Annotated in this window: 12 protein-coding genes; 5 read left to right on the top strand and 7 right to left on the bottom strand. The window is 70.5% G+C overall.

Going from position 1 to position 12,554, the window contains the following annotated elements; translation table 11 throughout:
- Positions 1-18 precede the first annotated feature (18 nt).
- From OG246_RS28280 to OG246_RS28270, 3 genes are read right to left on the bottom strand one after another with little or no spacing between them, the layout of a single operon-like run.
- Positions 19-702, bottom strand: a complete 684-nt coding sequence (locus tag OG246_RS28280) for a response regulator transcription factor (protein WP_266469562.1) — start codon at positions 700-702, stop codon at positions 19-21.
- On the bottom strand, positions 699-1,847 hold the full coding sequence (locus tag OG246_RS28275) for a sensor histidine kinase (RefSeq protein WP_266469560.1): 1,149 nt from the start codon (positions 1,845-1,847) through the stop codon (positions 699-701). The genes OG246_RS28280 and OG246_RS28275 overlap by 4 nt, the downstream gene beginning before the upstream one ends.
- A 20-nt stretch (positions 1,848-1,867) precedes the next feature.
- A complete protein-coding gene (locus OG246_RS28270) occupies positions 1,868-2,386 on the bottom strand; it encodes a hypothetical protein (protein ID WP_266469558.1) in 519 nt (172 codons plus the stop codon).
- Positions 2,387-2,639: 253 nt separating this feature from the next.
- Here OG246_RS28270 and OG246_RS28265 point away from each other — a divergent pair, with 253 nt between their 5' ends.
- Positions 2,640-3,170, top strand: coding sequence for a hypothetical protein (locus OG246_RS28265; RefSeq protein ID WP_266469557.1), 531 nt, complete (start codon positions 2,640-2,642; stop codon positions 3,168-3,170).
- A gap of 145 nt (positions 3,171-3,315) precedes the next feature.
- Here OG246_RS28265 and OG246_RS28260 read toward each other — a convergent pair whose 3' ends face one another.
- Both OG246_RS28260 and OG246_RS28255 read right to left on the bottom strand, forming a co-directional pair.
- Complete coding sequence (locus OG246_RS28260; RefSeq protein WP_266469555.1) at positions 3,316-4,356, bottom strand: NUDIX hydrolase; 1,041 nt, start codon at positions 4,354-4,356, stop codon at positions 3,316-3,318.
- 134 nt (positions 4,357-4,490) lie between these two features.
- Positions 4,491-4,682, bottom strand: a complete 192-nt coding sequence (locus OG246_RS28255) for a hypothetical protein (RefSeq protein WP_266469553.1) — start codon at positions 4,680-4,682, stop codon at positions 4,491-4,493.
- A 122-nt stretch (positions 4,683-4,804) separates the two neighbouring features.
- Between OG246_RS28255 and OG246_RS28250 the strand changes: the two genes are divergently transcribed.
- Complete coding sequence (locus tag OG246_RS28250; RefSeq protein ID WP_266469551.1) at positions 4,805-5,263, top strand: excalibur calcium-binding domain-containing protein; 459 nt, start codon at positions 4,805-4,807, stop codon at positions 5,261-5,263.
- A gap of 420 nt (positions 5,264-5,683) precedes the next feature.
- On the top strand, positions 5,684-7,717 hold the full coding sequence (locus OG246_RS28245; RefSeq protein ID WP_266469549.1) for an NPCBM/NEW2 domain-containing protein: 2,034 nt from the start codon (positions 5,684-5,686) through the stop codon (positions 7,715-7,717).
- Between the two features lie 23 nt (positions 7,718-7,740).
- Here the strand turns inward: OG246_RS28245 and OG246_RS28240 are convergent, their stop codons facing one another.
- Positions 7,741-8,700: an ROK family protein gene (locus OG246_RS28240; protein WP_266469547.1), complete on the bottom strand. Its 960-nt coding sequence runs from the start codon at positions 8,698-8,700 to the stop codon at positions 7,741-7,743.
- Between the two features lie 241 nt (positions 8,701-8,941).
- On the opposite strand from OG246_RS28240, the gene OG246_RS28235 reads away from it, so the two are divergent.
- Together OG246_RS28235 and OG246_RS28230 are read left to right on the top strand one after the other, a co-directional pair.
- Positions 8,942-10,006 carry a LacI family DNA-binding transcriptional regulator gene (locus tag OG246_RS28235; protein ID WP_266469545.1) on the top strand — a complete coding sequence of 355 codons (1,065 nt, stop codon included), beginning with the start codon at positions 8,942-8,944 and terminating at the stop codon, positions 10,004-10,006.
- Positions 10,007-10,009: 3 nt separating this feature from the next.
- On the top strand, positions 10,010-10,765 hold the full coding sequence (locus OG246_RS28230; protein ID WP_266469543.1) for a hypothetical protein: 756 nt from the start codon (positions 10,010-10,012) through the stop codon (positions 10,763-10,765).
- 11 nt (positions 10,766-10,776) lie between these two features.
- On the opposite strand, the gene OG246_RS28225 is transcribed toward OG246_RS28230, so the two are convergent.
- Positions 10,777-12,465, bottom strand: coding sequence for a serine/threonine-protein kinase (locus tag OG246_RS28225; RefSeq protein ID WP_266469541.1), 1,689 nt, complete (start codon positions 12,463-12,465; stop codon positions 10,777-10,779).
- Between the last annotated feature and the right edge of the window lie 89 nt (positions 12,466-12,554).

Here is a 12,554-nt window from a genome sequence, read left to right as displayed (position 1 = left end):
CGCGCTGAGCGGGGGGCGTCAGCCCATGCCGTGGTCGCGGGCGTAGCGGGTCGCGGCGACGCGGTCGCGTGAGGCGGTCTTGGCGAAGATGCGGTTGATGTGGGTCTTGACCGTGTTGTTGCTCAGGAAGAGCGTCGTCGCGATCTCGGTGTTCGTCAGACCACGGGCGATGAGGGTGAGGATCTCCGCCTCGCGCTGGGTGAGGTGGTCGGGCGGTTCACGGTCGGCGGCGGGGACCGGGGCCGTCTCGGGCGCGGCGGCGGCCGGCGGCGGGGTGGTCGCGGCCAGCAGTGTGGCCTGCACCTGGGGGTCGAGGACGGCGAGTCCGCTCGCGGCGCTGCGCAGCGTCTGGGCGATGTGCAGGCGGTCGGCGTCCTTGGTCAGGTAGCTGCGGGCCCCGGCGCGGAGCGTGTCCAGCACCGAGCGGTCGTCGGCGAATGTCGTCAGGACGACGATCGCCACTTCGGGGTGGTCCGCGGTGAGCCGCCGAGTGGTCTCGGTGCCGTCCATGACCGGCATGTGGAGATCGAGGAGGATGGCGTCGGGGCGGTGCTCGGCGACCAGCGCGAGGGCTTCCTCGCCGTTGGCGGCCGAGGCGACGACGTCGATGTCCGGCAACAGTCCGAGCATCAGGACGAGGCCCTCGCGGACGCTGGCCTGGTCGTCGGCGACGATCACCCGCAGCGGTGTCCCGGCGCTCATCGCGGCACCCGCGCGGTCACGGCCCAGCGTCCGCTCTCCGCTCCCGCGGCGAGGGCGCCGCCGAGCAGCAGCAGTCGTTCGCGCATCCCGGTGAGGCCGTAGCCTCCGTCGACGGTGTGGAAGGCCGGTCCGGCCGGGGAGTCGGTGAGCGGGTTGCCGATGGTGAGTGTCACGTCGTCGTCCTGGTAGCTCAGGAGCAGCGTCACCGGCTGGTGGGGCGCGTGCTTGGCGGTGTTGGTGAGCGACTCCTGAGCCGTACGCACCAGGGCCAGCGTCTGCTCCGGGGGCAGCGGGACCGGGTCGCCCTCGACGGTGAACTGTACGTCCGTGCTGTGCCGCTGGCGGTGCTCGGCCGCCATCTTGGCCAGCTCCTCGTCCAGTGGCGCGGTATCGGCGCGCAGGGCGTGCACGGCCCGGCGGGTCTCGGTGAGGCCGTCGGAGGCGATGCGCTGGGCGACGCCGAGGAGACCGGCGGCCCGTTCGATGTCGCCGTGGTCGGTCAGCAGGGCGCGGGCCGCCTGGATCTGGATGCCGAGGGCGCCGAGCGAGTGGGCGAGCACGTCGTGGATCTCGCGGGCGATCCGGGTGCGCTCGTCGAGTACGGCCACCTGGCGCTGCTCGGCGCGGAGTTGCTCGACCTGGGCGAGCATCGCCGCGGCCTGCTCGGCCTGGACCCGGTAGGCACGGCGGTTGCGGCCACTGAGCAGGGCGACCAGCAGGATCAGCGGTGAGCCGAGCACTACGCCGGTACCGGCCCCGGCGATCAGCGCGCCGATCTCGATGGCGAGCGCCCCGGCACCGGCGACCGCCCATCCCGCGAGCAGGGACGCTTCGCTGCCGGCGTCGAGCACGGCCAGTGCGGCGAGCGCGACCAGCGAGGTGGCGTCGGGCACTCCGGACGCGCCACCCGCGAGGACTGCGATCGCGCCGAGGAGGTAGGGCAGTGCGGGCGACGGCCGCCACCCGGCGTCCTCGCGGCCGCGGAGGTCGAGCACCGCCCAGGCGCACATCATCAGCCCGGTGAGGGCGAACGCGGTGACGGTGACAGGCAGTGCTACCGGGCCGAAGGACGACCAGCCGAAGATTCCCGTGCCCACCAGGACGTAGGCGCCCGCGCGAATGAGCCAGGAGATCTTGCGCAGCACACTCGAATGGTATCCGGACCTCAATTTTGACGCCCAAAGCGATTCCCCATGAAGACCTTGCCGTCCTTCTCCGGCGCGAAGGGCACACCCGAGGACAGCGCGCGCCGAGTGATCACTGCGGCCTGGCCGAGCCGGTTGACGCCCAGCATCAGCAGGATCGCTGCCGAGGATGCCGCGACATGGGCGTGCAGCTCGCTCGCGACGAGTGTGGTCAGCACCCGGGAGGCGATCAGAGCGCCCCACAGCCACAGACCGATGACGGGCAGTTGTCCCCACAGGGCGCCGCCCCGGTTCTCCAGCCGCATGACCGAGCCCTGGCCGGCGCCGATGCCCGCCGCGACCACCGCGCCGGCCACCAGGAGTCCGATGTCGGGCGCGGTGGGGTGCTCGCCGTGCCCGGAGAGCTGGTACACGCCGACGACCGCCAGGATCGCGGGCAGCAGCAGGACCCGCTTGCCGCGCAGCGGTTCGCCCGCGAGCTGGCGTCCGATCACCACCACCACGATGCCGATCACGGCCAGGACCACAAGCACGCTCATGACGACTCCTTCATCGGCTGCATTCGCTTCATCGACCGAGGCCGACGCTACGGAGACCGATCACAGGCGGCGTCACACCACGGCATGACCTGCGGGGTGACACGGGAGGGGCGTCCCCGCGACGGATCACCCCTCGGGTCACCCCCTGCTACGGCGACCCACGACCGGCGCCGGACGAGTGTGGTGACAGCGCGAAGCCACGCCGTACCGACCGGCCGAAACGGCCGCGTCCCGACCCTAGGACCGTGACGCCATGTCCACCCTCAGCCAAGCCATGCTCATCAACGGCCTCGTCCTCTTCGCCGTACTGGAAGCGGATCTGGGCTCCCACCGGAAGGTCGGCGTCTTTCGCATCCTGCGCCCGCTGCTGCTGGCCGCCGCGATCGTTCCGCTGTTCGCGAAGGGGCTGACCACGCACGGCGACGGCCTGACCCTGGAGATCGCCGCGAGCGTCGCAGGTCTGCTCGCCGGGCTGGCCGCCACAAGCCTCATGCGTGTCTACAGCAGCCCGCGCACCGGCCGCCCGGTCACCCGGGCGGGGTTCGGCTACGCGTCCTTGTGGATCGTCGTGATCGGAGCACGGGCCGCCTTCTCCTACGGCAGCGAGCACTGGTTCGGGACACAGCTCGGCCACTGGATGATCTCCCACCAGATCACCGTCGACGCCATCACGGACAGCCTGATCCTGATGGCCGTCTCAATGACACTGACCCGAACCCTTGGCCTGGCCACCCGCGCCTTCGGCACCCACCGGCTCGCGTCCGCCGGCGCGGCCCACAACTAGCGGCCCGCGCCGGGCATCCGTCCCCGAGCCCCCGCTTGCCGGGGGTTCAGCGGTGCGTGGGACCCGTTGGGCGGCGAAGGAGCTGCGCCGGTTCGGCAACTCCCGGCGCATCGACGACACCTGACATCAATTCACGTCGGTGAGCTCAGCCGACGGGAATCCCAGCCTCCAGGTACAGCGCGGCTCCACGTTCCCGCGCCCGAAGTGCCCACCGCAGCCGTTCGTAACGCACCGGTGGCAGCAGATCCGCCGCCTCCTGTTCGCTGGCGAAGCGCCAGTCCCGCAGTTCGGGGCCGGGAAGCAGCAGGCGCCGGACCGCGGCGTCGTCGAGCCGGCCGCCGTCGAAGAGAAGGCGCAGGCCGCCGAAGCCGGGCGGCGCGGGCGGCTCCCAGTCGACGACGAGCAGAGCGGGTACGTCGTCCAGTTGCAGGCCGGTCTCCTCGGCGACCTCGCGTATGCCCGCGCGCGCGGGGGCTTCGCCGGACTCGACGACGCCGCCGGGGAATTCCCAGCCCGCCTTGTACGTCGGGTCGACGAGCAGCACACGGTCCTGCTCGTCGAAGAGCAGCACCCCCGCGGCGACGGTCTCCGCGGTGGGTTCGGGGGTCTGCACGATCTCGCAGACGGGCGCGTCCCCGGTGTGTACGGCCTCGGCGATGCGCAGCGCGGCTTCGTACGGGGTGAGCGCGCCGGTGTCCACGGGGTGGGCGTCGGCGAGGAGCCAGGAGGCGAGTGCGGCGCGGTACGGCTCGATGTGGTCGTAGGACCACTGCCGCACCCGTATCTCACCGTCCGGCAGTTCCGGGGGCACCTCACGCCCCGCTATTCGCTTGCGCAGGATCGTTTCCGCCGGGGCGAGGAGCACATGTCGTACAGGGATCCGGCGCGCGGCGAGACCGCCGAAGATCTCATCCCGGTACTCCTGGCGCAGCAGGGTCATCGGAACCACGAGGACGCCGCCGAGTTCGGCGAGCATCGCCGCCGCGGTGTCGACCACCAGGCGCCGCCAGATCGGCAGGTCCCGGAAGTCGCCGACCTCGGCGAGGCGTTTGGGCGGCAGCAGCTGCGGGAGCGTGCCGCCGATGACCTCGGGGTCGAAGAGCGTGCTGTTCGGGATCAGCTCGATCAGTTCCCGTGCGGTGGTGGTCTTCCCCGCACCGAACGCACCGTTGATCCAGACGATCACGGTTCCCCCTCTTCTGTTGGCCCCCTGAGGCTTGCCCGCTTCACCCTGCCACGGAAACCAGCCCCTGATGAGGGGGCCGAAAGCACGGCGCCGGTGTCCCCGCCCAGGGACACCGGCGCCACGGATCGAACCCCTCAGCTGTTGTGGCCCGGAGCGCCCTCGTGCGCGGCCAGGCTGTCGCTGCTGACGGTGTGGTCGAGGGTGCTGAGCGTGTCGTTGACGTCCAGGTTGTCGAGTACGTCCGTGTCGGCATGGGACGGCGTGACCGCCGCGACGACGAATCCGGCAGCCAGGGAGGCAATGGCAAGCATGCTTCGCTTCTTCATGCCCGGTTCAACTACGAAGCGGGGCATGAGTAACGGGTGGGTCACGCAACGCCATCTCCGCACCATCCGGCACATCTCCAGCACTACCGTCATCCCCCTCGAATCATCCCAGGGGGGACGAGATGACCAACCCGTACACACCACCACCGTCAACCGCACCGGCCCGCATCGCTCCAGGCTGGGCGCGTAAACGTTTCGTCCTGCCGGCGCTCGCTCTGGCGCTCTTCCTCGGCATAGGCATCGGCGGCAGCGGAGACGACAAGGAGTCCGCGTCGGCCGATCCTCAGCCGACCGCCACGGTCACCGCCACCACGACAGCGACCGCCACCGCGACGGAGACCGCGGACGCGAAGCCCGCCGCCACCGTGACGGTCCGGGCGACGACAACCGTGCGAACGACCGTCACCGCACAGCCCGCCGCCGACAGTGGCAACACGGACGACAGCAGTGGCGGGAGCGACGACGTGTACTACGAGAACTGCGCTGCCGCCCGCGCGGCGGGAGCCGCGCCCGTACGCGCCGGAGACCCCGGCTACGGCCGCCACCTCGACCGTGACGGGGACGGCGTCGGCTGCGAGTGAGGGTGGGATCAGCCCTTCGCCTCCACGCGTCGTTGATGCCGTCGCGGTACCGCGTCCGAGGCGTTGGGCTCCACCGCGACTACGTTCGTGTTTCCGCCGGCCCCCTCGCCGCACGCAAGAGATTTAGCCGGGACATCCGATGTCCTGCCGTATCTTCGGGCAAGACGAGCCCCTGCAACGAGGCCTGTGCCGCGCCTATCTCCTCCAGGTAGCAACCAACACAACCGAACGTGAGGGGCGGGCCTCACACCAAAACGGCGCCAAGTCAAGGGTTTTAACGAGATATCGAACAACTGCCGTCACTCCGAGCGGGTCTTGCGCCCCCTCTTCCAACAGAGTCCAACACGTCCTACCTTAAACGCTCAGCGATGACGCGAACATGACGTCATCCCATCTTTCGCGTGTTCGGAGGACGTAACGATGCGTCACCTTCACACCCGCACGGCCCGCCGAAGAGCGGTCGGAGCGTTCACCGCAGGACTGTTGTGCACGATCGGCCTCGCCGCGCCGGCCCTGGCCGCCCCGGCCGAGGACACCGCCTCCCCCGCACTGGCCGAGGGCCTCGCCCTCACCCCACCCATGGGCTTCAACAACTGGAACTCCACGCACTGCCGCGCCGAGTTCAACGAGGACATGGTCAAGGGGATCGCCGACATCTTCGTCGAGAAGGGCCTCAAGGACGCCGGGTACGAGTACGTCAACCTGGACGACTGCTGGGCCCTGCCTTCGCGCGACGCCAACGACAAGTTGGTGCCCGACCCCGCGCGATTCCCCAATGGGATCAAGGCAGTTGCCGACTACATCCACTCCAAGGGCCTGAAGCTCGGCATCTACACCAGCGCAGGCACGAAGACATGCAACGATGCGGGCTTCCCTGGCGCGCTCGGCCATGAGTACAGCGACGCCCAGCAGTTCGCGGACTGGGGTGTCGACTACCTCAAGTACGACAACTGCAACAACCAAGGCGTGGACGCCAAGTTGCGCTACAACACCATGCGTGACGCTCTCGCAGCCGCCTCCCAGTCGACAGGCCGCCCCATCGTCTACAGCATCTGCGAGTGGGGCGAGAACAAGCCCTGGGAATGGGCTTCGGACGTCGGACAGCTGTGGCGTACGACCGGTGACATCAGCGACAGCTGGGGCTCGATGCTGTCGATCCTCAAGCAGAACCTGCCGCTCGCCCAGTACGCCGGTCCCGGGCACTGGAACGACCCGGACATGCTGGAGGTCGGCAACGGCGGCATGACCGACACCGAGTACCGCTCGCACTTCTCGATGTGGTCGATCATGGCCGCACCCCTCCTCATCGGCTCCGACCTGCGTACCGCGTCCGACGCGACCTTCGACATCCTCGACAACAAGGAAGTCATCGCAGTCGACCAGGACCCGCTGGGCAAGCAGGGCGTGGTGCTCTCCTCCGAGGGCGGGCGCTGGGTCGTCGCCAAGGAGATGAAGGACGGCAGCCGGACCGTGGCGCTGTTCAACGAGACCGGCAGCGCGCAGCGCATCGCCACGACCGCGGGGGCCGTGGGCCTGCCCCAGGCGGGCGCGTACACCCTGCGCGATCTGTGGCAGCACAAGAGCTACAACACCGCGGGCACGATCTCGGCGACCGTCCCGGCGCACGGCACGGTGCTTGTACGTGTCTCCACCGACGCCAAGTGGGCCAAGAACCCGCCCGCCGTCGAACTCGGCCTGGAAGGCAGCCTGTTGGCCGAGCCGGACAAGGCCGTCGCCCTGACGTCGACGGTCACCGACCTGGGCCGTACGGCCGCCAAGCAGGTCTCCGTGAAGCTGAGCGGGCCCGAGGGATGGAAGGTCAAGGCGGCTTCGCCGACCACCGCGAGCGTCCTGCCGACGGGCCGGTCGCTGCGTACGTCGTGGAAGGTCACCGCGCCGGCGGGCACGGTCGCGGGCTCGTACGACCTGACGCTGAAGGCGACTTACCGCTCGCCGACCGGTGTACGCGCCGAGAGTGTGCTTCCGCTGACCGCGTCCGTGGTCGTGGCGCCACCCTCGGGAGTTTCCTCTCTCGGGGACCTGCCATGGCTGTCGACGACCAATGGGTGGGGCCCGGTCGAGCGCGACACCAGCAACGGTGAGAACGAGGCGGGAGACGGTAATCCGATCACCATCAACGGTGCCGTGTATGCCAAGGGGCTGGGCGTACACGCGGAGAGCACCGTCGAGTACTACACCGGCAAGGCGTGCGAGACCGTCACCGCACAGGTGGGCGCCGACGACGAGGAGGGCGCCGACGGTTCCGTCGCGTTCGAGATCTGGGCGGACGGGACGAAGGTGGCCTCCACGGGCGTACTCACCAACGCCCAGGCCGCGCAGGCGATTTCGGCCGACGTGAGCGGTGCCGAGGTGGTGCGTCTCGTCGTCACTGACGGCGGAGACGGGATCACCTCGGACCACGGCGACTGGGCGGACGCGCAGCTCACCTGCTGACGCGCCGCTCAGCTGCTGACGGGTCAGCCACTCACGCCGGCGGCGGTCGTGCTCGCCCTACGGGTGAGCGCGGCCGCCGCCGCGCCGACCAGACCGGCGTCCGTGCCCATCAGCGCGGGCGTCACGGTCAGGCGCTGGACGAAGGACAGCGTCGCGTAGTCGGCCAGCGCCTTGCGCAGCGGTGCGAAGAGGACGTCCCCCGCTTTGCCCACTCCCCCGCCGATGACGGCGATGTCGATCTCGACGAGGGTCGCGGTCGCCGCGATGCCCGCCGCGAGCGCCTGGGCAGCGCGCTCGAAGGAGGCGATGGCGACGGGATCACCGGCGCGGGCCGCGGCGGCCACCGCGGCCGCCGAGGCATCGCCGTCCGGACCGGGCTGCCAGCCGCCCTCCAGTGCACGGCGGGCGATGTTCGGACCGCTCGCGATGCGCTCGACACAGCCCCGGGATCCGCAGGGGCAGGGGTCTCCGTCGAGGTCCACGCTGATGTGGCCGATGTGGCCCGCGTTGCCCGTGGGCCCCGGGTGCAGTTTTCCGCCCAGGACCAGTCCGCCGCCGACTCCCGTCGAAACGACCATGCACAGCGCGTTGTCGTGCCCGCGCGCCGCGCCCTGCCAGTGCTCGGCCGCCGTGATGGCCACACCGTCGCCGATCAGCTCGATGGGCAGCCCGGCCGTGGCCGTACGGACCCGCTCGACCAGGGGGTAGTCGCGCCAGCCCGGCACGTTCACGGGACTCACCGTGCCCTCGGAGGCGTCCACGGGGCCCGCGCTGCCGATACCGACGGCGCCTGCCCTGCCCCACAGTGGGGAGAGGGTCAGCTCGCCGATCACGTCCTCGACGGCCCCCATCACGGTGTCGCCGTCCTCCTGCGCGGGCGTCGCGCGCTGCGCGCGGAGGAGAATCCGGCCGTGGCCGTCCACCAGCGCTCCGGCGATCTTGGTGCCGCCGATGTCGAGCGCGGCCACGAGGTCGGTGTGCATCAGTTTCAGATCTCCCAAGGAGGTGTCGAGTCGGACCCGCCGCGCTGCGGATCCGGATCCCCGGCCGAAAAACTGGAAAGGACGACGCGCCCCTGGGGGAAGGCGCAGGCCGGAGAATGCGGTGGACAGTCTCTCCCGCATCTGACAACGTTGTCCAGGCTCTATGCTCGACGCCACATCCTCATACAACCCCATGGACCTGTGCATCCCCATCGACCATTCTCGTGGGCCGGTGCATCCCGTGGACGACAGGACAGGACAGCGCATCGTGGCAGAGACCGCCCGCCGATCCGAGAACCGTTACGGCAACCGTCCCACCATGAAGGACGTCGCGGCGCGTGCGGGGGTCGGCCTGAAGACGGTCTCGCGTGTGGTCAACGGCGAACCGGGGGTCACCCCGGACACCGAGCGCCGGGTCCAGGAGGCCATCGACGCGCTGGGCTTCCGCCGCAACGACAGCGCGCGGGTGCTGCGCAAGGGCAGCACCGCGAGCATCGGTCTCGTCCTCGAGGATCTCGCGGACCCCTTCTACGGGCCCCTGAGCCGGGCGGTCGAAGAGGTCGCCCGGGCACATGGCGCACTGCTGATCAACGGCTCCAGCGCCGAGGACCCGGACCGCGAGCAGGAGTTGGTCCTCGCCCTGTGCGCGCGCCGCGTGGACGGGCTCGTCGTGATTCCGGCCGGTGACGACCACCGCTATCTGGAGCCCGAGATAAAGGCGGGCGTCGCCACGGTGTTCGTGGACCGTCCGGCCGGGAAGATCGACGCCGACGCCGTGCTGTCCGACAGCTTCGGCGGTGCCCGCGACGGCGTCGCCCACCTCATCGCGCACGGCCACCGCCGGATCGGCTTCATCGGCGACATGCCTCGCATCCACACCGCCGCCGAGCGGCTGCGCGGCTACCGCGCCGCCATGGAGGACGCGGGGATACCGGTCGAGGACGCGTGGATGTCCCTGGGCGTCACCGATCCGCAGCGGGTGCGCAAGGCGGCCGAGGACATGCTCTCCGGCTCCTCCCCCGTCACCGCGATCTTCACCGGCAACAACCGCGTGACCGTCACGGTCGTCCGCGTCATCGCCGAGCGCGGCCGCCCGGTCGCCCTCGTCGGCTTCGACGACATCGAACTCGCCGACCTCCTCCAGCCCGGTGTCACCGTCGTCGCCCAGGACGCCGCCACCCTCGGCCGCACCGCCGCCGAACGCCTCTTCCGCCAGCTCGACGGCACCCTCATCACTCCGGAACGGATCCAGCTCCCGACCCGGCTGATCACCCGCGGCTCGGGCGAACTGCCGCCCGCGGGCTGAGCCATGGCCGGCCCAGACCCTCGTACGCTCGAAGCACTCGGCCTCGCCGAAGCGCCCCGCGACCATCCGCTGAGCTATCCAGGAAAGTGGCCTCAGACGTCCGGACTCCTGGACGGAGACCGGCTGTTGCCCCTGAAGCGCCTGGTGTACGAGGACCGCGTCCCCGTGGTCGCCGTCGGTTCCAATGCCTGCCCCGCCCAACTCCGCCACAAGATGGCGGAGTTCGAGGTGTCCTCCCCGATCCCGATGGTGAAGGCGATGGTCACCGGTATCGGCGTCGGTGTCTCGGCCCATGTGAGCCTGACGGGATATGTGTCGGCGTCGCCGTTCCAAGCACCTGGAACCGTGAGCGAGTTGTTCATCACTTGGCTCGACGCGGCCCAGCTAGCGGTCGTCGACGCGAGCGAGGGAGTCACGACGCCGACCGGTGCGTACGACCGTGCCCGGCTCTCCTCGGAGGACTTCCGGATCGAGCTGGAGTCCGGCGAACTCCTCCCCGGCGCGTACGTCTACGTCAACCGCCGCGGCGTACTCCACGACGGCTCCGGGACACCACGCGGGCATCCGGGCGAGCGTCCGCTGCTCACCTCTCTTCTCGCCGAATCACCGCGCCTGCGTGAGCTGTTCGGGGACACACCCGAGGAGTTCTGCGACCGGGCGCGCTTCGACAGGGCGCTCTGCGCGCGGGGCACGCGACTGTTCGCCGAGGAAGGACTCGCGACTGCTTCCGGCCTCGAAAGGTATATACGGCCTCGCTGACTTCGACGGCCTCAGCAGACCGGAAGGCCCGGAAGCGGTGCGTCGTTGTCGCCGCCCTGGATGTACACATCGCTGACGAAGACGCCGGTGTTGCCGCTGTCGTCGTCGGTCCTGGCCCACCAGACGTTGGTCCACTCGCCGTAGGTCTCCCGGCGGCCCAGGTCCTGCTGGCAGTAGAAGTAGTTGGTGCCCGCGTTGAGGACGCCGGCCTCGGTGCCGGAGGCGGTGTAGGACTTGGCGGTGCGCCAGACCTGGCAGTTGTACTTGCCGCCGCCGATGGGGTCGCAGACCGGGGCGGCAGGAGTGGTGGGACTGCTTGAACCGCCCCCGGTGGTACCGCCGTCGGTGGAGCCGCCCGAGCCGTCGTCCGATGTGCCGCCGGTGCTGCCCCCGTTGACGGGGGCCTTCGAGGGCTCAGGAGTGGTCTCGGGTATGTAAGTGGGCTTCTTCTCCGGGGCCTTGGACTTCCCGTCTCCCTTCTCGGTCGGTTTGGAGTCGTCCGACAGGTCGACCGAGCCGCGGCTGGCGCCGTCGGAAGGGGCCGTCCCGCCGACGTGGGACGGCGTCGGGAGAGCCGCGGCGCCCGTGTCGTCCGGGCTGTTCAGCAGCGCGACGGTGAAGCCGGTCGCCGCGAGGACGACGATGACGGCCCCGGCGGCGAGGAGGGCGCGGCCTCCGCGGCGGCGGGGCGCGGAAGAAGGGGCGACGGCGGCGAGGGCTACCGCCGGAGCGACGGGCACCGGCGGTCCGAATCCCGGCGGTACCGACGGGACACTCCGTTCCGTCGCCTCATGCGGCCGCGGCTCCGGAACTCTCAGTCCCGTCGTCGCGGAGTCCGCCCCGGGTGCTCCCGCGACCGCCTCCAACAGTTCGCGCGCCAGGTCCGCGTCCGGGCGTGCCTCCGGCTGCTTGTTCATGAGCTGCTGCAGTACGGGGCCCAGGGGACCGGCGAGCCGTGGTTCCGGCAGCGGCTCGACCACGATCGCGGTGAGCGTGGACCACGTCGACGCACGGCGGAAGGGGGACGATCCCTCCACGGCGGCGTACAAGGTCGCACCGAGGGCCCAGACGTCCGACGCGGGGCCCGGTTCGTTGCCCTGGGCCCGCTCGGGTGCCAAGTAGTCGAGGGAGCCGACCAGTTCGCCGCTGCGGGTCAGGTGGGTGGTGGAGCCGTCGCCGGGATCGTCCATCGTGGCGATGCCGAAGTCGGTGAGGACGACGCGGCCCGAGCGGTCGAGGAGGATGTTGCCCGGCTTCACGTCGCGGTGCAGGACCCCTGCGCGGTGGGCGGCTGCCAGCGCGTCCATGACCTTGGCGCCGATGGAGGCCGCTTCGCGGGGGTCCAGGGTGCCGCGCTCGCGCAGGACGTCGTCCAGCGACGGGCCGTCCACCAGCTCCATGACGATGAGCGGGCGTCCGTCGACCTCCGCCACGTCGTGCACGGCTATGACTCCGGGGTGGCTCACCCGGGCGGCCGCGCGGGCCTCGCGCTGCATCCTCCGGCCCAGGTCGGCCAGTTCGGGCGCGGCGGCGTCGGTGTAGGTGCGGAGTTCCTTGACGGCTACCTCGCGGCCCAGGACTTCGTCCTGGGCTCGCCAGACGATGCCCATGCCGCCGCGGCCGAGTTGGGCCACGACGCGGTACCGGTCCGCCAGCAGTCGGCCTATGCCGTCCGGCTGTTCGCTCTCCCCCGAAGACACTGCTGCCCCGTTCCTGTGTCACGCCAGTGGATGGCGTCCACACTACGGGGCAGCAGTGACACCCAGTGCCTGGAGGCAGTCTCTGTGAC

It is taken from the genome of Streptomyces sp. NBC_00620 (assembly GCF_026341825.1).
Lineage (GTDB): Bacteria > Actinomycetota > Actinomycetes > Streptomycetales > Streptomycetaceae > Streptomyces.
Note: the sequence above shows the minus strand (reverse complement) of the source record. Positions and strands in the feature narration are given on the sequence as shown.